This window comes from Pseudomonas sp. Irchel s3f10 (genome assembly GCF_900187515.1).
GTDB lineage: Bacteria > Pseudomonadota > Gammaproteobacteria > Pseudomonadales > Pseudomonadaceae > Aquipseudomonas > Aquipseudomonas tensinigenes.
On the sequence record NZ_FYDZ01000002.1, the window covers coordinates 57,357 to 78,071 of the forward strand.

Annotated in this window: 15 protein-coding genes; 6 read left to right on the top strand and 9 right to left on the bottom strand. The window is 59.2% G+C overall.

Annotation, left to right across the window (positions count from 1 at the left end; all coding sequences use genetic code 11):
* Positions 1 to 67: 67 nt before the first annotated feature.
* From CKW17_RS05380 to aceK, 3 genes are all read right to left on the bottom strand, one after another.
* Complete coding sequence (locus tag CKW17_RS05380; RefSeq protein WP_095119073.1) at positions 68 to 1,189, bottom strand: beta-ketoacyl-ACP synthase III; 1,122 nt, start codon at positions 1,187 to 1,189, stop codon at positions 68 to 70.
* Positions 1,190 to 1,516: 327 nt separating this feature from the next.
* The gene (gene hrpA, locus CKW17_RS05385) at positions 1,517 to 5,428 is read right to left on the bottom strand and encodes an ATP-dependent RNA helicase HrpA (RefSeq protein ID WP_095119074.1); all 3,912 of its coding nucleotides are present in this window, start codon (positions 5,426 to 5,428) and stop codon (positions 1,517 to 1,519) included.
* Positions 5,429 to 5,703: 275 nt separating this feature from the next.
* A complete protein-coding gene (aceK, locus tag CKW17_RS05390) occupies positions 5,704 to 7,425 on the bottom strand; it encodes a bifunctional isocitrate dehydrogenase kinase/phosphatase (protein ID WP_095119075.1) in 1,722 nt (573 codons plus the stop codon).
* A gap of 399 nt (positions 7,426 to 7,824) precedes the next feature.
* On the opposite strand from aceK, the gene CKW17_RS05395 reads away from it, so the two are divergent.
* Together CKW17_RS05395 and CKW17_RS05400 are read left to right on the top strand one after the other, a co-directional pair.
* Entirely contained in the window at positions 7,825 to 9,450 is a 1,626-nt protein-coding gene (locus tag CKW17_RS05395) for a methyl-accepting chemotaxis protein (RefSeq protein WP_095119076.1), read from the top strand.
* Between the two features lie 85 nt (positions 9,451 to 9,535).
* A complete protein-coding gene (locus tag CKW17_RS05400) occupies positions 9,536 to 10,444 on the top strand; it encodes a DMT family transporter (protein ID WP_095119077.1) in 909 nt (302 codons plus the stop codon).
* Between the two features lie 121 nt (positions 10,445 to 10,565).
* Here CKW17_RS05400 and CKW17_RS05405 read toward each other — a convergent pair whose 3' ends face one another.
* Entirely contained in the window at positions 10,566 to 11,429 is an 864-nt protein-coding gene (locus CKW17_RS05405; RefSeq protein ID WP_095119078.1) for a DMT family transporter, read from the bottom strand.
* Positions 11,430 to 11,878: 449 nt separating this feature from the next.
* Here CKW17_RS05405 and CKW17_RS05410 point away from each other — a divergent pair, with 449 nt between their 5' ends.
* Positions 11,879 to 12,355 (top strand): hypothetical protein, encoded by a 477-nt coding sequence (locus CKW17_RS05410; RefSeq protein WP_095119079.1) that lies wholly within the window; start codon positions 11,879 to 11,881, stop codon positions 12,353 to 12,355.
* 329 nt (positions 12,356 to 12,684) lie between these two features.
* Here the strand turns inward: CKW17_RS05410 and CKW17_RS05415 are convergent, their stop codons facing one another.
* Together CKW17_RS05415 and cysK are read right to left on the bottom strand one after the other, a co-directional pair.
* Entirely contained in the window at positions 12,685 to 13,623 is a 939-nt protein-coding gene (locus CKW17_RS05415; protein ID WP_038358439.1) for an aspartyl/asparaginyl beta-hydroxylase domain-containing protein, read from the bottom strand.
* 184 nt (positions 13,624 to 13,807) lie between these two features.
* Positions 13,808 to 14,782 carry a cysteine synthase A gene (cysK, locus tag CKW17_RS05420; RefSeq protein ID WP_095119080.1) on the bottom strand — a complete coding sequence of 325 codons (975 nt, stop codon included), beginning with the start codon at positions 14,780 to 14,782 and terminating at the stop codon, positions 13,808 to 13,810.
* A 127-nt stretch (positions 14,783 to 14,909) separates the two neighbouring features.
* Between cysK and CKW17_RS05425 the strand changes: the two genes are divergently transcribed.
* From CKW17_RS05425 to CKW17_RS05435, 3 genes are all read left to right on the top strand, one after another.
* Positions 14,910 to 15,986: a DUF748 domain-containing protein gene (locus CKW17_RS05425; RefSeq protein ID WP_095119081.1), complete on the top strand. Its 1,077-nt coding sequence runs from the start codon at positions 14,910 to 14,912 to the stop codon at positions 15,984 to 15,986.
* Between the two features lie 207 nt (positions 15,987 to 16,193).
* Positions 16,194 to 17,039 (top strand): MoxR family ATPase, encoded by an 846-nt coding sequence (locus tag CKW17_RS05430; RefSeq protein ID WP_038358424.1) that lies wholly within the window; start codon positions 16,194 to 16,196, stop codon positions 17,037 to 17,039.
* Positions 17,040 to 17,051: 12 nt separating this feature from the next.
* On the top strand, positions 17,052 to 18,230 hold the full coding sequence (locus CKW17_RS05435) for a VWA domain-containing protein (RefSeq protein WP_007911295.1): 1,179 nt from the start codon (positions 17,052 to 17,054) through the stop codon (positions 18,228 to 18,230).
* A 93-nt stretch (positions 18,231 to 18,323) separates the two neighbouring features.
* On the opposite strand, the gene CKW17_RS05440 is transcribed toward CKW17_RS05435, so the two are convergent.
* Genes CKW17_RS05440 through CKW17_RS05450 form a run of 3 tightly spaced genes read right to left on the bottom strand, consistent with a single transcriptional unit; the run spans position 18,324 to position 20,697 of the window.
* Positions 18,324 to 19,247, bottom strand: coding sequence for a biotin-dependent carboxyltransferase family protein (locus CKW17_RS05440; protein ID WP_095119082.1), 924 nt, complete (start codon positions 19,245 to 19,247; stop codon positions 18,324 to 18,326).
* Positions 19,244 to 19,948 carry a 5-oxoprolinase subunit PxpB gene (gene pxpB / locus CKW17_RS05445; RefSeq protein ID WP_095119083.1) on the bottom strand — a complete coding sequence of 235 codons (705 nt, stop codon included), beginning with the start codon at positions 19,946 to 19,948 and terminating at the stop codon, positions 19,244 to 19,246. Before pxpB ends, CKW17_RS05440 begins: the two co-directional genes overlap by 4 nt.
* Positions 19,945 to 20,697 (bottom strand): 5-oxoprolinase subunit PxpA, encoded by a 753-nt coding sequence (locus CKW17_RS05450; RefSeq protein WP_095119084.1) that lies wholly within the window; start codon positions 20,695 to 20,697, stop codon positions 19,945 to 19,947. The genes pxpB and CKW17_RS05450 overlap by 4 nt, the downstream gene beginning before the upstream one ends.
* Positions 20,698 to 20,715: the final 18 nt, after the last annotated feature.

Below are 20,715 nucleotides of genomic sequence, written 5' to 3' on the forward strand. Positions count from 1 at the left end.
TTACAGCGTTTGAGCCGATTCGGATGTAGGAAAAGTCGGCGCGATTAAGAGGAAATTAAACCTCTTTTCAACGCTTGCGCAGAATCACGCTGCCGATCGAATAGCCAGCACCGAACGAACTCAACACCGCCAGCGAACCGGCAGCCAGATCGTCCTGATATTTGTGGAAAGCAATCACCGAACCTGCGGAGCTGGTGTTGGCGTAGGTGTCGAGAATCACCGGCGCTTCTTCTTCGGTGGCCTCACGGCCGAGCAGTTTGCGCACGATCAGGTGGTTCATGCTCAGGTTGGCCTGATGCAGCCAGAAGCGCTTCACGTCGCCGACGTTGAGTTGGTTCTCTTGCAGATGCTCGCCGATCAGCTCGGCAACCATCGGGCAGACATCCTTGAACACCTTGCGGCCTTCCTGCACGAACAGCTTGTCGCGTGCACCGACGCCCTCTTCAGCCGCGCGGTTGAGGAAGCCGAAGTTGTTGCGGATGTTATTGGAAAACTTGGTCAGCAGTTTGGTGCTGACTACATCGAACTGGTGCTTGGACGTCGCGGTGTCAGCGCGTTCAATGACCACCGCAGTCGCGGCATCGCCGAAGATGAAGTGGCTGTCGCGGTCACGGAAGTTGAGGTGACCGGTGCAGACTTCCGGGTTGACCATCAGGATCGCCCGGGCCTGGCCCAGTTGCACACTGTTGGCCGCCGCCTGAATGCCGAAGGTCGCCGAGGAGCAAGCGACGTTCATGTCGAAACCGAAGCCTTGAATGCCCAGCGCTTCCTGAACTTCGATGGCGATGGCCGGGTAGGCGCGCTGCAGGTTGGAGCAGGCGACGATCACGCCGTCGATGTCAGCGGCGGTTTTGCCGGCGCGTTGCAGGGCCTGTTCGGCAGCGCCGATGGCCATCTGGCAGAGCACCGACCATTCGTCGTTGGAACGCTCCGGCAAGCGCGGAGCCATACGTTGTGGATCGAGGATGCCGTCCTTGTCCATGACAAAGCGGCTCTTGATGCCGGAAGCCTTTTCGATAAACGCAGCGCTGGATTCGGTCAGGGCCTGGACTTCGCCGCTGGCGATCGCGTCGGCGTTGTCGGCGTTGAACTGGGCGACGTAGGTATTGAAAGACTGCACCAGCTCTTCGTTGGAGATGCTGTTGGCCGGGGTGTACAGGCCGGTGCCGCTGATGACGACGTTATGCATGGTCGTTTCTCTAATCTGTTCAGGCAGAAAGTGCTGGAACCGTCGTACCAACACACAAAGGGTCTATTCCCATCCGGGGGACGCAAACCTGGCATCGCTTTATTCCGTCTCGCACCACGGCCGAAGGCTCTGGGTCGCGAAACCGGCGTTTATGGTCGCGAAGTTTGCCATAAACGTGGACTTTTGGCGCCTTTCTCCTGCTAAACGCGATCCCCCTGTAGAAGTGAGCCTGCTCGCGATAGCGGTCTGTCTGCCAGTGATAATGTGACTGACACACCGCAATCGCGAGCAGGCTCGCTCCCACAGGGGATTGCGCATGGCTCAAGGTCAGGGTTCGACCTGGCTCCACTGCTTGTTCAGGCGCTTGTCGGAGATCGGGACTTTGGTGCCCAGTTGCTGGGCGAACAGCGACACCCGGTATTCCTCCAGCCACCAGCGGTACAACTCAAGCTGCGGATCGCGTTTGCCTTCCTGCGCATGTTTCGCTGCGCGGGTCTGGTATTGCGCCCAGAGGCCGGCAAGTTCACCGCTCCAGACGCGATCCTTCTGCACCTGCGCACCGAGTTTTTCGAAACGCTGCTCGACCGCTTTCAAGTAACGCGGCAACTCTTTGAGCCACTGCATCGGCGTCTCGCGAACGAAGCCCGGATAAACCAGATTATTGATCTGCTGCTTGATGTCATTCAGCGCCACGGCTTGCGCCAGATCGATCTTGCCCTTGAAGCGTTTTTGCAGACCGTGCCAGAGCTTGAGAATCTCCAGCGTCAACCGGGCCACGCGCTCGGCGTGCTCGGTCCAGTTGCCACGTTTGCGCTCGGCCAACGCCGCCAACCCGGCGCCATCACGGGGCAACGGGTCTTCGCCTTCGAGAATGCAGCTGTCGAGGCTGGCCAGGAGAATGTCTTCAACCAGCGCATCAACCCGGCCCAGCTCACGATAGAGCAAGCCCAGTTCGGTCTGCCCCGGCAACTTGCCGCGCAGGAATTTGGCCGGCTCCGCCAGTTGCTGCATCAACAACCGCTGCAAGGCGCGACGATGCTGGAACTCGGCCTCGGCCGGGGTCGAGAAGCGCCCTTCCTTGACCGTGCCGCCCTCTTCGACCAGCGCCGGATACACCGTCATCGACAGCCCGGCGATCTTCTGTTGAGTCTTTTCCGCCACCGGGGCGAAGACCTTGGCCTCCACCGGTTGCTGGCTTTTCGCACTTTGCGGCACGGCCAGTGCGGCCTGACTGGCTTCGGCAAACCGCGCAGTCAGCTCGGCCAGATCGCGACCTTCACCGAGGAATTTGCCCTGGCCATCGACGATTTCCAGGTTCATCCGCAGATGCCCTTCGACGCCTTGCTCAGCTTCTGCCCACGCCTCATCGCTGACCCGCGCGCCAGTCATGCGCAGCAGTTCGCGGCCCAGCGCCTGTGGCAACGAACCGTCGGCAAAGGTCATACGTTGCAAGGCAGCCTTGATGAAGTCCGGCACCGGCACGAAGTTCTTGCGCAAGGCTTTTGGCAGGTTGCGCACGAGGGCGATGCACTTGGCTTCGATCATCCCCGGCACCAGCCACTCCAAGCGCTCCGGCGGCAGCATCGGCAACAGCGGTGCCGGCACGCGCAGGGTCACGCCGTCACGCGGGTGATTGGGCTCGAAGTGGTAGGTCAGCGCCAGTTCCAGATCGCCGATGTGCAGGGTGTCCGGGTAATCGCGCGCGGTGACTTCACTGGCCTCGCGGGCCAGCACGTCTTCTTCGCGCATGATCAGCAGTAGCGGGTTCTTCTGGCTGTTGATGCGATACCAACTGTCGAAGGTCGCGGTCTGGTGAATCTCCGCCGGCAACCGCGCATCGTAGAACGCGTACAAGGTTTCTTCGTCGGCGAGAATATCGCGACGACGGGCCTTGGCTTCCAGTTCGTCGAGCTGTTCCAGCAGTTGTTTGTTCGCGGTCAGGCACTTGGCTTTCGACTGAATCTCGCCACGCACCAGACCTTCGCGGATAAACAGCTCTCGCGAAACCACCGGATCCACCGGGCCGTAATGCACCGGGCGGCGGCCGACCACGATCAGCCCGAACAGGGTGATCTGTTCGAACGCCACGACCTGGCCGCGCTTCTTCTCCCAGTGCGGTTCGAAGTGGTTTTTCTTGATCAGGTGCCCGGCCAGCGGCTCGATCCAGTCGGCATCAATCTTGGCGACCATGCGCGCGTAAAGCTTGGTGGTTTCCACCAGCTCGGCGGTCATCAGCCATTGCGGGCGCTTCTTGCCGATGCCCGAAGACGGATGAATCCAGAAACGCCGCTGACGTGCGCCGAGGTAATCGCCGTCCTCGGTTTTCTGACCGATCTGGCTGAGCAGACCGACCAGCACCGCTTTGTGCAGTTTCGGATAATCCGCCGGCTCTTTATTCAGGCTCAACTGCATGTCGCGGCAGATCAGGCTCAACTGCCGATGGGAATCACGCCATTCGCGCAGACGCAGATAGTTGAGGAAGTTCTTGCGGCACCAGTTGCGCAGCGGACTCGCAGTCAGCGCCTGGCGTTGCTCTTCAAAACCACGCCACAGATTTACCAAACCGGCGAAATCCGAATCGACATCCTTCCACTGTGCGTGAGCCTGATCGGCCGCTTGCTGACGTTCCGGCGGACGCTCGCGCGGGTCTTGAATCGACATGGCACTGGCGACAATCAGCACTTCCTGCAAGCTACCGAGCTTGGCCGCCTCGAGCAGCATACGGCCCATGCGCGGGTCGACCGGCAGGCGCGCCAACTGGCGACCCAGCGGGGTCAACTGACTGTTGCGATCGACTGCCGAGAGTTCTTGCAGCAGGTTGAAACCGTCACTGATCGCCTTGCCATCCGGCGGTTCGATAAACGGGAATGCGGTGATCTCGCCGAGACGCAGATGCAGCATTTGCAAAATAACTGCGGCGAGGTTGGTGCGCAGAATTTCCGGATCGGTGAATTCCGGGCGCCCATTAAAATCTTCTTCGCTGTACAACCGAATGCAGATACCCGGCTCGACCCGGCCGCAACGGCCCTTACGCTGGTTGGCGCTGGCCTGGGAAATCGCCTCGATCGGCAGACGCTGCACCTTGGCGCGGTAGCTGTAACGGCTGATGCGCGCGGTGCCGCTGTCGATCACGTAACGGATGCCCGGCACGGTCAGCGAAGTCTCGGCAACGTTGGTTGCCAGCACCACGCGACGGCCCGGGTGCGACTGGAAAATCCGCTGCTGTTCGGCCGGCGACAGGCGCGCGTACAGCGGCAGGATTTCAGTGTGTTTGATTTGCGCCTTGCGCAGCATATCGGCGGCGTCACGAATCTCGCGCTCGCCCGGCAAGAACACCAGCACATCACCGGGGCTGCGGCGTTCGCTGCGCTCGTAAGCGGCGATTTCATCGAGGGTCGCGAGGATCGCCTGATCCACCGTCAGGTCATCCTCGACGCGGTTGCCCTCTTCGTCCTGCTCCAGCGTCAGCGGGCGGTACCAGGTGTCCACCGGGAAGGTGCGACCGGACACCTCGACAATCGGCGCATCATCGAAGTGCTTGGAGAAACGCTCCAGATCGATGGTCGCCGAGGTGATGATGACTTTCAGATCCGGACGACGCGGCAGCAGGGTTTTCAGGTAACCGAGCAGGAAATCGATGTTGAGGCTGCGTTCATGGGCTTCGTCGACGATGATCGTGTCGTAGCGTTCGAGGTAGCGATCATTCTGGGTTTCCGCGAGCAGGATGCCGTCGGTCATCAGTTTGATCAGGGTGTTGGAATCGCTCTGATCTTCGAAACGCACCTGATAGCCGACCAGCGAACCGAGCGGCGTGCCAAGTTCCTCAGCAACGCGGCTGGCGACGCTGCGAGCAGCGATTCGGCGCGGTTGCGTGTGGCCAATCAGACCGTGCTGACCGCGACCGATTTCCAGACAGATCTTCGGCAATTGGGTGGTTTTACCCGAGCCGGTTTCGCCGGCGATGATCAGCACTTGATGCTTTTCCAGCGCTTTCTTGATCTCGTCGCGCTTGGCTGCGATCGGCAGGCTGTCGTCGTAACGAATCACCGGCAGGCTGGCACGGCGCGCCAGCACCTGATCACAGGACGCCTGCATGCGCGTCACCCATTGGGCCAGCTTGGCCTCGTCGGGTTTCTTGCGCAGCTCAAGCAACTGCCGCCGCAGCCGGTGACGGTCGGCGAGCATGGCGTGATCGAGGTTTTTCAGCAGTTTGTCGATGGAGGGCGATTCGTCGGTCATCGGGTAGGCAATTCGGTCGTCTATTTATGCAGGGGGCGGATTGTCGCAGATTTGGCGGATTTGTGGCGTGTCAGGGGGATTGCGGCCCTCACCCTAGCCCTCTCCCTGAGGGAGAGGGGACCGACCGAGTCAACTTTGCCAGCTTCGCCGACCTGAACGTGCATCACCGAATCCATAATCGCCTGGGTCTCTCAGGTCGGCGTTTGACCCAAGACACCTCGGTCGGCCCCCTCTCCCTCCGGGAGAGGGCTGGGGTGAGGGTGTTTTTTAGAGGGCTATTCGTTATCCAACCCTTTACGCCGATAAGGAAAGACATCAATCACTTTCCCGGCCCGAATCGCCTCCTGCAGGCTCTTCCAGTAATCGGCGTTATACAACTCGCCATGCAACTGATCGAACAACTTGCGCTGCCCCGAATCGGCAAACAGAAACGGCGGAAATTCCTCGGGAAACACATCCAGCGGCCCAATCGAATACCACGGCTCGGACGCCATTTCGTCCTCCGGTGTACGCGGCGCGGGGATGTGGCGGAAGTTGGCCTCGGTCAGGAAACAAATCTCGTCATAGTCATAAAACACCACCCGCCCATGCCGGGTGACGCCAAAGTTTTTCAACAGCATGTCGCCGGGAAAGATGTTCGCCGCCGCCAGTTGCTTGATCGCCAGGCCGTAATCCTCCAGCGCCTCACGCACCTGCGCATCGTTGGCGTTTTCCAGATACAGATTGAGCGGGGTCATTCGCCGCTCGGTCCAGCAGTGACGGATCAGCACCGTGTCGCCCTCGACCGACACCGTCGACGGCGCCACCTCCAGCAGTTCTTCAAGGCACGCCGGATCGAACTTGCTCAACGGAAAACGGAAGTCGGCGAACTCCTGGGTATCGGCCATACGCCCTACCCGGTCGACGCTTTTCACCAATCGATACTTCTCGATCACCGTGGCGCGGTCGACGTTTTTCGAAGGCGAGAAACGGTCCTTGATGATTTTGAACACGGTGTTGAAGCCCGGCAGGGTAAACACGCTCATGACCATGCCGCGTACGCCCGGGGCCATGATGAACTGGTCGTCGGTGTTGGCCAGATGATTGATCAGTGCGCGGTAGAACTCGGACTTGCCGTGCTTGTAGAAGCCGATCGAGGTGTACAGCTCGGCGATGTGCTTGCCCGGCAGGATGCGCCGCAGGAAACCGATGAATTCCGCCGGCACCGGCACATCGACCATGAAGTACGAACGGGTGAACGAGAAGATGATCGACACGTCGGCTTCGTCGGTGATCAGCGCGTCGATCTGAATCCCGCGCCCTTCGCGGTGCAGCAGCGGGATCACCAGCGGCCATTGCTCGTCGCGGGTGTAGATGCGCCCGACCAGATACGCGCCCTTGTTGCGGTACAGCACCGAGGAAAACAGCTCGACGCTGAGCTCAGGATCCTTGCACACCCAGTCCGGCAGGTTCTCGCGCAGTTGTGCTTCGAGGCGATGCAAGTCGCCGGGCAGATCGGCGTAGTCCTCGCTGAAGCGATAGTCGGCAAAAATGCTCGCGAGCATCCCCGACAATTGCCCTTGCGGTTTGTAGGTACGGGTCTGCGCGGCGCGGGCACGGCGCAGGCTCGGGCGGGTGGTGTGGATGAACATGCAGCCGTCGCTGATCAGGTCATGGCTGAACAGCCCGCAGAAAATCGAGTTGTACCAGGTCTCGGACAACTCATCGTCGAAGCGCAGGTCGATGACGCTGATGTAGGCGCTTTTCACCAGTGGCCAGCAGCTGACGTTCATCAGCGTTTCATCGTCGAAGTAATCGCGCAGGCGGGCGATGGTTTCGCCGACCTTTTCTTCATAGAGACTGATCCGCGCCGCCGACGCCGTTTGCGTCTCCTGCCAGCGTGCCTGCTCGAAGCGTTCCCGGGCGCCGTCGGTGATCCGCCGGAAATGCTCGCGATAATCGTCGAAGCCATCGAGGATCATCCGGGCGATGTCGGTGGCTGGCCATTGCTGCGGCATAGATAAGACCTCGGCGTGCGTGGGGAAATCTGTGCCTGAGCTTAGCCACGGATGCGTGCGCAGGTGAAGTGCAATTTCTGCCAAATCTGCGCCGGGGTTGTACGCCAACAGCGTTTTTGCAAAGTTTTTTTAATCGACCGTTCGGTCAGTTAAGCGCCTGAGCGGTGCGGCCTCTCATCCTGCGCCAGCCCGCGAATTCTCTGGGCTTCGCATCCAATAGCGAATACACGCGTCTAGTCCGTGGTTTTGCTGCAAATTCACGCACCCTCGGCGACGACGCCAGATTGGTCTTACCAAAATAATGGCACTTTGATATACAGCCCGCCATTACCCGCCTCATAACAAGATCCTCGCTGACGAGGACGACCTCCCCCCCCTCAAAGATCAAGGAGCACACTGATGTCTATCCGGAATCTGCGCATAGGTTTGCGCGCCAGTTTGAGCTTTGCCGTTTTGGCCAGTCTGCTGGTGGTGGTCGGCCTGTTCGGTCTGGGCCAGATGAAAACCCTGCGCGAAAGTGCGGCAGTGATCGAAGAATCGTGGATGCCCAGCATCGAGAGCATTCATGACGCGGCGGCGAATATCGCCAGCATCCGCCTCGAATCCTTGCGTCTGATTGCCGTCACCCAACCCGCGGTGCGCGACAGAAGCAAAGGCATTCTCAAGACGCAACGCGATGAGTTGCTCAAGCGCCTCAACGATCACAAAGCCTTGATCGCCAGTGATCAGGAACAAGTGATGCTCGACGGCTTGAACGCGGCCGTCGGCAAATACCTGAGCATTCTCGATCAGATTGTCAGCCAGATTGACGCGGGGCAGAACGAGCAGGCTGCCACGCGTTTGAGCAATGAACTGGCCCCGCAGGGCACTGTGCTCGACAAGACGCTGGAGCAGATGATCACCCTCAACCAACAAGGTGCGGATGCCGCAGCCGAAGCCGCTGCGGCGATGTATCAGCAGGCTTTGTGGATCGTCGCGTCGATCATCGTGGTCGCCCTGCTTGCCACCTTGCTATTGGCCTGGTTGCTGACCCGCAGCATCACCACGCCGATCAATCAGGCACTGGATGTCGCGCGGCGCATTGCTGCCGGCAATCTCAGTGGCGAAATTATCAGTAGCGGTAAAGATGAAGCCGCGCAGTTGCTCGAAGCCCTCGCCGAGATGCAGGGCAATCTGCGCTCGACCATCCGCGGTATCAGCGAATCGGCGCAGCAATTGGCTTCTGCGGCCGAGGAAATGAGTTCGGTGATGGAGCAAAGCACCCGCGGTCTGCAACAGCAGAACGACCAGATCGAACAAGCTGCCACCGCGGTCACCGAGATGAGCACGGCGGTGGACGAAGTCGCTGCCAACGCGGTGTCCAGTGCCGAGGCGTCTGCCGCGTCCAACGAAGACAGCAAGCACGGCCATGTACAGGTCAGCGAAACCATCAGTTCGATTCAGGAGCTGGTCGATGCGGTACTCGGTGCTTCTGAACAAGCCGAGGGCCTGGCCACTCAGGCGCAGGACATCAGCAAAGTGCTGGAGGTGATTCGCGGGATTGCCGGGCAGACCAATCTGTTGGCGCTCAATGCGGCGATCGAAGCGGCGCGCGCCGGTGAAGCCGGGCGCGGTTTTGCCGTGGTCGCCGATGAGGTGCGTTCGCTCGCACAACGCACGCAGAATTCCACCGAAGAAATCGAGCTGATGATCAGCAGCATCCAGCAAGGCACCGGGGCAACCGTTGGCGCGTTGCAGAGCAGTGCCGAGCAGGCTGGCCAGACGTTGCGGCGCGCCAACAGCGCCGGGCAGGCACTGGAGAAAATCACCGCGTCGATCTCGCAGATCAACCAACGTAACCTGGTGATCGCCAGCGCGGCCGAGCAACAGGCTTTGGTGGCGCGTGAGGTCGATCAGAATCTGGTGACCATCCGTGACCTCTCGACCCAGACCGCCGCCGGGGCGACTCAGACCTCGGCTGCGAGCCAGGAGCTGTCGCGTCTGGCGGTCGATCTCAACGGCCTGGTGACGCGCTTTGTGATCTGAGCAAAAAGTTGCATGCCCGAATAGCGGTTGCCATCGTCAGGGCACTCGGCAACACTCTCGTCCCGATCAAGGAAGGAGACCCGCCGTGAGCCCTGTCGATATTTTCCGTATGTTGTCGCTGGCAGCCATCTGGGGCGCGAGTTTTCTGTTCATGCGCATTATCGCGCCAGCGATCGGTACGATTCCGACCGGGTTCTTTCGCGTATCGATTGCGGCCGTTGGCCTGCTGGTAATCCTCGGGCTAATGCGCGTGCGCTGGGATTTCAAAGGCAAACTAAAAACCGTGATGCTGCTGGGCGTGATCAACTCGGGGATTCCGGCGACGCTGTATTCAGTCGCCGCTCAGGTACTGCCAGCCGGCTATTCGGCGATTTTCAATGCCACCACGCCGCTGATGGGCGTGCTGATTGGCGGGTTGTTCTTCAGTGAAAAACTCACCGCAGCCAAACTGGGCGGGGTGTTCCTCGGCCTGTTAGGCGTTGGCGTGCTGACCCGCGCCGGTCCCGTGGCATTTGACATGCAACTGTTGATGGGTGCCCTCGCCTGCTTGCTGGCGACCACTTGTTATGGTTTTGCCGGTTTCCTCGCGCGGCGCTGGCTGGATCAGGCCGGTGGACTGGACAGCCGATTGTCGGCGCTGGGCAGCATGCTCGGCGCGACGTTGTTCCTGTTGCCGCTGTTCGGCTATAGCGTGATCACCGCGCCGCCGGTCAGTTGGGGTGGCTGGAATGTCTGGCTGTCGCTGTTGGGCCTGGGCCTGGGTTGCACGGCGTTTGCCTACATCATTTATTTCCGCCTGCTCAGCTCGATCGGGCCGGTGAAATCGATGACCGTGACCTTCATGATCCCGCCGTTCGGCGTGTTGTGGGGGGCGTTGTTGCTGGATGAGCCGTTGTCGATGGCGCACATTTATGGCGGGGTATTGATTGCGCTGGCGTTGTGGTTGGTGTTGAAGCCGGCGGTGGTGAAACCTTCGCAGGTGACAGCCCGCTAGACTTCCGGCGCAGCTGAAATGGCTATCGCGAGCAGGCTCACTCCTACAATTGGAATGCGTTCCCCTGTAGGAGTGAGCCTGCTCGCGATCGGCGGTCTAAAAGCCGCCACCTGATGATCTGTTATCCCCTTTCACGAAACACAAACGCCAGACCGACAATGATCAACAGCATCCCCAGCACGCTCAGTGCCGCCAGGCGATTGCCGAAAATCAGATAGTCCATCACCGCCGTCACCGCCGGCACCAGATAGAACAAACTGGTGACATTCACCAGATTGCCTCGCGCGATCAGTCGATACAGCAACAGCGTCGCCAGCACCGACACCACCAGCCCCATCCACAATACCGGCACGATGAAACCGGCGCTGTGTTCAAAATGAAACGGCTGAAACGGTACGAAGATTCCGCACAACAGCAGCCCGGCCAGATACTGCACCGGCAGCGTGCCAAGGGGATTGTCGGTGATGCGTTTCTGCATGATCGAGCCCAGCGTCATGCTCGCCAACGCCAGCAACCCGAACAGCATCCCCGCCCAGGACATCCCGGCCAGACCGATGCCTTGGTAAACCACCATGATCAGCCCCGCCAATCCCAGCGCCAGACCGAACATCCGGCTCGCCGAGCGCTGCCGCTCCATCAACACCACGGTGAGAATCGGCTGCACGCCCATGATGGTCGCCATCACGCCTGGAGTGACTTTGGTGTTGAGCGCCAGTAGATAGAAAATCTGATAGGCCCCCAACAACACCACACCCGTGGCAATCGCAAACAACATCGGCCGGCCGCCCTTGGGCAACTTCAACTTGAGCAGCGGCGCCAGCAGCACCAGCCCGCACAAGGCAATCACAAAGCGAATCAGCAAAAAGGCAAACGGTGATGCGTGGGCCAGCCCCCATTTGGAGAAGATCGCCCCGCTGCTCCACAGCAGAACGAACAGGCTCGTGGACGTCGCCGCGAGCGCGGATTTTTTCGAAAGGACAAACATGAATACCACCTGTAGTCAGGTAAGAAGCCAACTCAGCCGAAGCTGAAATTCAGTAGGTTTTTCTGGCGGGCGCAGGGGTCAGCAAAAACTGCCGATCAGCCCGAAACGCCAACGCCCGGCGGTGATACGACTGCGCACACCGGCGTGCTACTGACAGGTGGGGGGTAATGACTGATCTGCTTGGGCTGCTGATTCCCGCACGGCACGACGCCAGCGTTGACCGCTGAATCGACTACCGCGTTTATGAGGGATGCAGGCATTGGCGCAGATCTTTTTTGAGGAGTTGGAGGGTGAGCCGTACGGCTCACGAGCGCCGACTATAACCAGCGTAGGACATGGATTGCAATGATTTGGGCAAAGGGCCGGCAGGGACAGTTGGCCGCGAGGTGAATAGGCTGGATTGCAATTGCGACACCCAACCATCGAGGACAAGGAATGCACGGGATCACATGCCAAGGGAACGGACGTATTTGCGCTACCAGGTTTACAAATCACAGGCCAGGAAACAGGCTGGGGTTACTTTCGCAAAGCTGCACAAAGACTTATTGCAGCAAGGGATAGTGGATGTTGATCACTCCAGAGTTCGTTTCGAAGCAATCGATGCTCAAGCTCTGAGTGCCTATGAAGAATGGTTTGATCCTCACTTCTCTTGGCAAGAAGTTGTCAGGTGGAAAGCCAAAGAACCACTTAGCTTCGATTTGGCAATCTGGTTTGATCAGGAGTTATGCGGACTTTGCTTTGCAAACCCTAATCAGAGCCGGTTGCGAGTGAAAATTGTGCGCCTGGAAGGAAAGCCCGATAACGATCCCCCTCTCAAAAGCCGAGTAGCGACATTTGCTTTGACCGCCGTGACTCACTTCGCACGAATCATCGGCAGTACACAAATTGAAATTCAGGAGCCTCTCCCAGGGGTGATTTCTCTTTAACGGCAGCTGGGTTTTGAATTCGATTCGGAGGGTAGGCTTGTGAAGCTAATTTGGTAAGACTAGTATCGGACAACTGCTCATTTAATGATCAACGCCGGAGGCACCATGAAGGCTGCCATTGAAAAAAAGGCGCCAGGCGCCAGATCGATAAAAGCTGATAGAAAACGCTCTTCGGGAAAGTTGTCTGAACGGGAGTTGCACCGAATCAGAGAAGCATTGGTGAATCCAGCAGCGGAAGAGCCCGGAGGCGTCCTCGCTGGCGCCTCATTCACCTTCTCTTCATAAAAAAACCGCTCACAAGGAGCGGTTTTTTATTGCCTGATCCAGCCTTAACCAAACAGCCAATACCCCAACAACGTCAACACCACCACTGCCAACACCGGCCGCATCACGCGGTAAGCCTTCGGATGACGGCGTTTCCACTGTTTGACCACGCCACTGAACTTGTCACTGAAGCTCTTGCTCCAGGCGTAGGCCTGATTGATCCCGCCAACGCGTTCATCGTCGAGGTTCTGCGGTGCGGTGGCACGGCCGAGCCAGGCGCTGATCGAGCGGTTGATGCGGGTCATGAGGCGGTTGCTCAGCGGACGCTCGACGTCGCAGAACAGGATCACGCGAGTTTGGTCGGTTTCGTTCTTGACCCAGTGCACGTAGGTTTCGTCGAACATCACGTCTTCGCCGTCACGCCAGGCGTAAACCTGACCATCGACGAAAATCCGGCAATCGTCGGAGTTCGGCGTCGACAAGCCGAGGTGATAACGCAGGGAGCCGGCGAACGGATCGCGATGCGGGTTCAAGTGGCTGCCACCCGGCAACAGCGCGAACATCGCGCCTTTGACGTTGGGAATCGCACTGACCAGCGCCACGGTTTTCGGGCACAGGGTTTCAGCCGACGGCAGCGGTTTGTCGTACCACTTGAGGTAGAAACGCTTCCAGCCCTTCTTGAAGAACGAGCCGAAACCGGCGTCATTGTTCTTTTCCGCCGCGCGAATATAGCCTTCGTCGAACAGGTGCATGGCCTCGTCGCGAATGGTTTCCCAGTTGTCGCGCAGCACGTCCAGTTCCGGGAATTTGCTGCGATCCAGATACGGCTTCGACGGCACGCCGGAAAACAGGTACATCAAGGCGTTGTACGGGGCGAACAGCGCCGAGTGGTTGACGAACTGACGCAGAACCGGCAAACGCGCCTTGCCGCGCAAATGCACATAGAGCGTGCTGCCCAAAAAGAGCAGCAGCACAAACGCCTTGGCGGCAAACGAAAAGGTCATCAACAACTCCTTGAATAAAGACAACGCTGCGCAACGCCCTTTACCCGGCATGGCAGCCGGCCATGATAAACACTACCGGCGCCGGGCAAAACCCGCCTTACACAAGAATCAGTGTTAAGAATTGCGCAACAAAGCATTTATTAGCATAACGATCCTGAACCGCGGCTGACCTGAATCAACTGGATTACTGCTGAGTCTCCTGCTCAGTGAACAGATCGCTGAACAACATGCTCGACAGATAACGCTCACCCGAGTCAGGCAGAATCACCACGATAGTTTTGCCCTGCATTTCCGGCGTCTCCGCCAGACGCACTGCTACCGCCATCGCTGCACCGCAGGAGATGCCGCACAAAATCCCTTCTTCCTGCATCAAGCGCAGCGCCATGGCCTTGGATTCGTCGTCGGTGACCTGCTCGACCCGGTCGACCATCGACAGATCCAGGTTCTTCGGCACAAAACCGGCACCGATCCCCTGAATCTTGTGCGGACTCGGTTTGATCTCTTCGCCGGCCAGCGCCTGGCTGATCACAGGCGAGGAAACCGGTTCCACCGCCACCGACAGGATCGGTTTGCCCTGGGTATTCTTGATATACCGCGAAACGCCCGTGATGGTTCCGCCGGTGCCGACGCCGGCCACCAGCACATCCACCGCACCATCGGTGTCGTTCCAGATTTCCGGACCGGTGGTTTTTTCGTGAATCGCCGGGTTGGCCGGATTATCGAACTGCGATGGCATGAAGTACTTGTCAGCATCGCTGGCGACGATCTCGGCGGCTTTCTCGATGGCGCCTTTCATGCCCTTGGCCGGCTCGGTCAACACCAGCTCGGCGCCCAAGGCCTTGAGAACCTTACGGCGTTCGATGCTCATCGAGGCCGGCATAGTCAGCATCAATTTGTAACCACGAGCGGCGGCAACAAATGCCAGGCCAATGCCCGTGTTACCCGACGTCGGCTCGACAATGGTCATGCCCGGTTTCAGTTTGCCGCTGCTCTCGGCGTCCCAGATCATGTTGGCGCCGATCCGGCACTTGACCGAATAACCGGGGTTGCGCCCCTCGATCTTGGCCAGAATGGTCACGCCACGCGGCGCGATGCGGTTGATCTGCACCAGCGGCGTGTTGCCGATGGAATGGGCGTTGTCAGCAAAAATACGGCTCATGGCTGGGTCCTTATGCAGCATTGAATTCAGCCTTCCAAGGTATGCCTGTTGCCTGGCGCAGTCCAGTCGGGTCGAACGTCTGCGCGGCGTAACAGTCAATCGCTTACATCGTCAGGGAATTGCCGTCATGAAGCGTCGCTACAGTTGGCCACTAGGGATTTTCGCCGTCGTCGTTGTGTTGCTGATCGCGCTGCACATCGCCCTGCCCTACATGGTGCGTGACTACCTGAACGGCAAACTGGCGGACATGGGTGACTATCGGGGCCAGATCACTGACGTCGACCTTGCGCTGTGGCGCGGGGCGTACAAAATCAATGGTCTGAAAATCGTCAAGGTGGACGGCAAAGTGCCGGTGCCGTTCGTCAACGCTCCGTTGATCGATCTGGCGGTCAGCTGGCATTCGTTGTGGTACGACCATGCTGTGGTGGCGCAAGTGAAATTCGTCAATCCCGAAATCAATTTCGTCGATGGCGGGGCCAACAAACAGAATTCCCAGACCGGTCAGGGCACTGACTGGCGTGCGCAACTGGGCAAGTTGCTGCCAATTACCCTCGATGAAGTGCAGATTCACGACGGCAAGATCAGCTTCCGCAATTTCAACTCAAAACCGCCGGTCAACATGAACGCCACCAACGTCGACGCGAGCATCTACAACCTGACCAACGTGGTCGACAAACAGGGCAAACGCGACGCCCGCTTTGAAGGCAAAGCCCTGCTGCTGGGGCATGCACCGCTGGAAACCACCGCAACGTTCGACCCTCTGAGCAACTTCGAGGACTTCGAATTCCGCCTGCGCGCCAAGGACATCGAACTCAAAAGCATGAACGACTTTGCCTCGGCCTACGGCAAGTTCGACTTCAACGCCGGCCACGGTGATGTGGTGATCGAAGCCCAAGCCAAAAAAGCCAAGGTCAACGGCTACATCAAACCACTGCTGCGCGACGTCGAAGTGTTCAACTGGCAGCAGGACGTGGAAAACAAGAACAAAAGCATCTTCCGCTCGGTCTGGGAGGCCATCGTCGGCGGCTCGGAAACCGTGCTGAAGAACCAGGCGAAAAACCAGTTCGCCACCAAGGTCGAACTCAGCGGCAACGTGCATCAGCAAAATATCAGCGCGTTCGAAGCGTTTTTGCAGATTTTGCGTAATGGTTTCGTACAGGCATTCAATGCGCGGTATGAGCGGCCGAAGCCGGATGCGGGTTAGTTTTTTGAAATGGGAGACCAATTCCCTCGCCACAACCGTGTTGTCTGGCGTCAGGCCGAGACTGAGTCAACATGTGACGCCCCATTCAGAGACTGAATACGCCGTCTGCGTTCACAGTCGACCGGGCTGCGCGTTATAGTCGGGCATCCGATTATTTCGCCCCCGCCCTGCCCGTTCAGGTCGGCGTTACCGTTCGAGGATTAGCAGATGAAGTTCGAAGGCACCCAGGCCTACGTCGCCACCGATGACCTGAAGCTGGCGGTCAACGCCGCTATCACCCTGGAGCGGCCGCTGCTGGTCAAGGGCGAGCCGGGCACCGGCAAGACCATGCTCGCCGAGCAATTGGCCGAATCGTTCAATGCCAAGCTGATCACCTGGCACATCAAGTCCACCACCAAGGCGCATCAGGGTCTGTATGAGTACGACGCTGTCAGCCGTCTGCGCGACTCGCAACTGGGCACTGAAAAAGTCCACGACGTGCGCAACTACCTGAAAAAAGGCAAGCTCTGGGAGGCGTTCGAGTCCGAAGAGCGGGTCATTCTGCTGATCGACGAGATCGACAAGGCCGACATCGAGTTCCCGAACGACTTGCTGCAAGAACTCGACAAGATGGAGTTCTACGTTTACGAGATCGACGAGACCATCAAGGCCAAGAAGCGCCCGATCATCATCATTACCTCCAACAACGAAAAAGAACTGCCGGACGCCTTCCTGCGCCGCTGCTTCTTCCACTACATCGCCTTCCCGGACCGCCCGACCCTGCAGAAAATCGTCGACGTGCACTACCCGGACATCAAGAAGGATCTGGTCAGCGAAGCGCTCGACGTATTCTTCGACGTGCGCAAGGTGCCGGGCCTGAAGAAGAAGCCGTCGACCTCGGAACTGGTCGACTGGCTCAAGCTGCTGATGGCCGACAACATCGGCGAAGCGGTGCTGCGCGAACGTGATCCGACCAAGGCAATTCCACCACTGGCCGGTGCTTTGGTGAAGAACGAACAGGACGTGCAACTGCTTGAGCGCCTGGCGTTCATGAGCCGTCGCGGCACCCGCTAAGAGGCTGATGCCATGTTGCTCAACCTGTTCAATGAAATGCGTGCCGCCAAGGTGCCGGTGTCGGTGCGCGAGTTGCTCGACCTGATCAACGCGCTGAAACAGCGCGTGACCTTCGCCGACATGGACGAGTTTTATTACTTGTCGCGGGCGATTCTGGTCAAGGACGAACGCCATTTCGACAAGTTCGACCGCGCGTTCGGCGCCTACTTCAATGGCCTCGAAAAGCTCGATGATCACTTGCAGGCGCTGATTCCCGAAGACTGGCTGCGCAAGGAGTTCGAGCGCTCGCTGAGCGACGAGGAACGCGCGCAGATCCAGTCCCTCGGTGGCCTGGACAAGCTGATCGAAGAGTTCAAGAAACGTCTGGAAGAACAGAAGGAACGCCACGCCGGCGGCAACAAATGGATCGGCACTGGCGGCACCAGCCCGTTCGGCTCCGGTGGCTTCAACCCGGAAGGCATTCGGGTCGGCGATGCTGGCAAGCGCCAGGGCAAAGCCGTGAAAGTCTGGGATCAGCGCGAGTACAAGAACCTCGATGATTCGGTGGAACTGGGCACGCGCAATATCAAAGTCGCCCTGCGTCGACTGCGCAAGTTTGCGCGTCAGGGCGCGGCAGAAGAGCTGGACATCGACGGCACCATTGACCACACCGCAAAGGACGCCGGCCTGCTGAACATCCAGATGCGTCCCGAGCGCCGCAACACGGTGAAGCTGTTGTTGCTGTTCGACATCGGCGGTTCGATGGACGCGCACGTGAAGATCTGCGAAGAACTGTTCTCGGCCTGCAAGACCGAGTTCAAACATCTGGAGTACTTCTACTTCCACAACTTCGTTTACGAATCGGTGTGGAAGAACAACATGCGCCGCACTTCAGAGCGCACGTCGACTCAGGACCTGCTGCACAAGTACGGCGCCGACTACAAAGTGATCTTCATCGGTGACGCCGCCATGGCGCCGTATGAAATCACCCAGGCCGGCGGCAGTGTCGAGCATTGGAACGAAGAGCCGGGCTACGTGTGGATGCAGCGCTTCATGGAGAAGTACAAGAAGCTCATCTGGATCAATCCGTATCCGAAAGATACCTGGGGCTATACCTCGTCGACCAACATTGTGCGTGATCTGATCGAAGATCAGATGTATCCATTGACGTTGCGCGGGCTTGAGGAAGGGATGCGGTTTTTGTCCAAATAATCTGTTTTGTCAGTAATGGCCCCTTCGCGAGCAGGCTCGCTCCCACATTGGAATGCATTTCACCCTGTGGGAGCGAGCCTGCTCGCGAAGCTTTTAGCTATTGCTGAAGCGCTGCAGATATTTGATGTGCTCACAGTGCGCAACTTCCTGCACCACCGGCCGCAACCGCACCTGCGCCCCCGGCAGGCACTGCGCCAACCGCGCCAACGCCAACGGCGTCAACGCCCCCAAACGTGGATACCCGCCAATCGTCTGCCGATCATTGAGCAACACAATCGGCTGGCCGTCCGGCGGCACTTGCACCGCACCGAGAGGAATTCCTTCAGAAATCATTGGCTGGCCCTGATATTCCAACGCCTTGCCCAGCAAACGAATGCCCATGCGATCGGCGCGGCTGTCCAGCGTCCAGGCACTGTTGAATGCATCGAACAGACTCTGCCCGCTGAACTGGCCAATCTGCGCACCGAGCACCAGATCCAGTGGTGCATTCGATTTCAGATCCAGCCGTAACGCCAAAGGCACTTCGCGAAGCGACAGCGATTCACCGCGATAACTCAGCGCCGCCCCCTTGGCCAGCGGCAAGCCCAGGCCATCCAGACCACCGAACGCCTCGCGCACCACTGTCGCGCTACTACCCAAGACCTTGGGCGCCTCGAAACCGCCGGGCGCCGCCAGATAAGCCCGGGCACCGAGCAACGGTTGCGTGAACAGCAACTTCTGTCCTTTACCCAACTTGAAACTGCGCCACGGCGCCAGCGGTTGACCATCAATCTGCGCGCCTAGATCAGCTCCGGCCAGCGCCAGCAAACAATCGTCTTCAGCGACTACGGCAAACCCGCCAAGGGTGATTTCGATGACCGGCACATCCAGTCGGTTGCCCAGCATCCAGTTGGCCCAGCTCGCTGAGCACCAATCCGCCGCGCCGCCCTGGGTGACGCCCAGATGCCGCACGCCGAAACGTCCCGCGTCCTGCAACAGACACAGCGGTGTACTCGCTTCAATCCTCAGTCGGCTCATGCCTGCGCCTCCAGTGGCGTGTCATCGCCGCCCAGATTGACGAACTCGGCATGACTGACCGCTTCGAATCGCACGGTGTCGCCGGGTTGCATCAGGCTGTAGCCATCGCGATTGCGGTCGAACAACTTGGCCGGGGTGCGGCCGATCAGGTTCCAGCCGCCGGGAGAGACCACGGGGTAAGCCGCCGTCTGCCGTTCGGCAATGCCGACGCTACCGGCAGCGACTTTTTTGCGTGGCGTGTTCAGGCGAGGCGCGGCAAGCACTTCTTCGACCAACCCCATAAACGCGAAACCCGGCGCGAAACCAAGGGCGAATACCTGATACTCACGTCCGCTGTGGCGACGGATCACTTCATCCACCGCCAGACCGCTGCGTTCGGCCAGCAAACTCAACTCAGGGCCGACACTCAAGTCGTACCAGACCGGCAGCACATGGCATTGGCCAGCGGTTTGCGCATTCGGTGACAGATCGATCAACGCTTCGGCGATCAATTCCCGCGCCTGACTCGGACTCAATGCGGTCAAATCGTAATGCACCATCAACGTCGTATAAGACGGCACCAGATCGATGAGTTGCTCACCGAATACCGCACGCAAACGCTCACTGGCAGCAAGCATCCACGGCATGTTGGCTTCGGCGATTTCATCGAACAGACGCAGCATCAGGCAATCCAGTGCCACCACTTCAATCCTTGGGTTCATGAGGCGCTCTGCTGATTCAAGGCTTCGCGAATGCGTTGCACGGCGGCTACTGAACTGGCGTTGTCACCGTGCACGCAGAGGGTGTTGGCGTGCAGGCGCAAGGCGCTGCCGTCGCTGGCGCTGAGGTTGTCGCCCCGGGCAATGGTCAGGGCTTGCTCGATGATTTTTCCCGGGTCGTGATGCACCGCGCCCGGCAATTGTCGCGAGACCAGTTTGCCGGCACTGTCGTAAGCACGGTCAGCGAATGCTTCGAACCACATTGTCACGCCATACTCATCGCCGATCTGCTGCGCAGCGGAGTTGTCGCGGGTGGCCATCAGCATCAGCGGCAGGCTGCGGTCATAAGCGGCCACCGCCTGAATCACCGCACGCAATTGCGCCGGGTTGGCCATCATGTCGTTGTACATCGCACCATGGGGTTTGACGTAACTGACACGGCCGCCCTGGGCTTTGCAAATGCCGTCGAGGGCGCCGATCTGGTAATGCAGGATGTCTTGCAGCTCTTGCGCCGAGTACGCCATGGAACGGCGGCCGAAGCCGACCAGATCCTGATAGGCCGGGTGTGCGCCGATCTGCACGCCGTGGCTCAACGCCAGGCTGACGGTCTTGCGCATGATGCTCGGATCACCGGCGTGGAAACCGCAAGCCACGTTGGCACAATCGATGAAGGGCATGACCTCGGTATCCAGACCCATGGTCCAGCTGCCGAAGCTCTCGCCAATGTCGCAATTCAATAGCAGGCGGCTCACGGTGAACACTCCTGTAGG

Excerpts from the sequence above, each read along its gene's own strand:
- hrpA (WP_095119074.1), bottom strand. The coding sequence starts at position 5,428 with ATGACCGACGAATCGCCCTCCATCGACAAACTGCTGAAAAACCTCGAT.
- cysK (WP_095119080.1), bottom strand. The coding sequence starts at position 14,782 with ATGAGCCGTATTTTTGCTGACAACGCCCATTCCATCGGCAACACGCCG.
- CKW17_RS05425 (WP_095119081.1), top strand. The coding sequence starts at position 14,910 with ATGAAGCGTCGCTACAGTTGGCCACTAGGGATTTTCGCCGTCGTCGTT.
- CKW17_RS05435 (WP_007911295.1), top strand. The coding sequence starts at position 17,052 with ATGTTGCTCAACCTGTTCAATGAAATGCGTGCCGCCAAGGTGCCGGTG.
- CKW17_RS05380 (WP_095119073.1), bottom strand. The coding sequence starts at position 1,189 with ATGCATAACGTCGTCATCAGCGGCACCGGCCTGTACACCCCGGCCAAC.
- pxpB (WP_095119083.1), bottom strand. The coding sequence starts at position 19,948 with ATGAACCCAAGGATTGAAGTGGTGGCACTGGATTGCCTGATGCTGCGT.
- aceK (WP_095119075.1), bottom strand. The coding sequence starts at position 7,425 with ATGCCGCAGCAATGGCCAGCCACCGACATCGCCCGGATGATCCTCGAT.
- CKW17_RS05430 (WP_038358424.1), top strand. The coding sequence starts at position 16,194 with ATGAAGTTCGAAGGCACCCAGGCCTACGTCGCCACCGATGACCTGAAG.
- CKW17_RS05410 (WP_095119079.1), top strand. The coding sequence starts at position 11,879 with ATGCCAAGGGAACGGACGTATTTGCGCTACCAGGTTTACAAATCACAG.
- CKW17_RS05440 (WP_095119082.1), bottom strand. The coding sequence starts at position 19,247 with ATGAGCCGACTGAGGATTGAAGCGAGTACACCGCTGTGTCTGTTGCAG.
- CKW17_RS05415 (WP_038358439.1), bottom strand. The coding sequence starts at position 13,623 with ATGACCTTTTCGTTTGCCGCCAAGGCGTTTGTGCTGCTGCTCTTTTTG.
- CKW17_RS05405 (WP_095119078.1), bottom strand. The coding sequence starts at position 11,429 with ATGTTTGTCCTTTCGAAAAAATCCGCGCTCGCGGCGACGTCCACGAGC.
- CKW17_RS05395 (WP_095119076.1), top strand. The coding sequence starts at position 7,825 with ATGTCTATCCGGAATCTGCGCATAGGTTTGCGCGCCAGTTTGAGCTTT.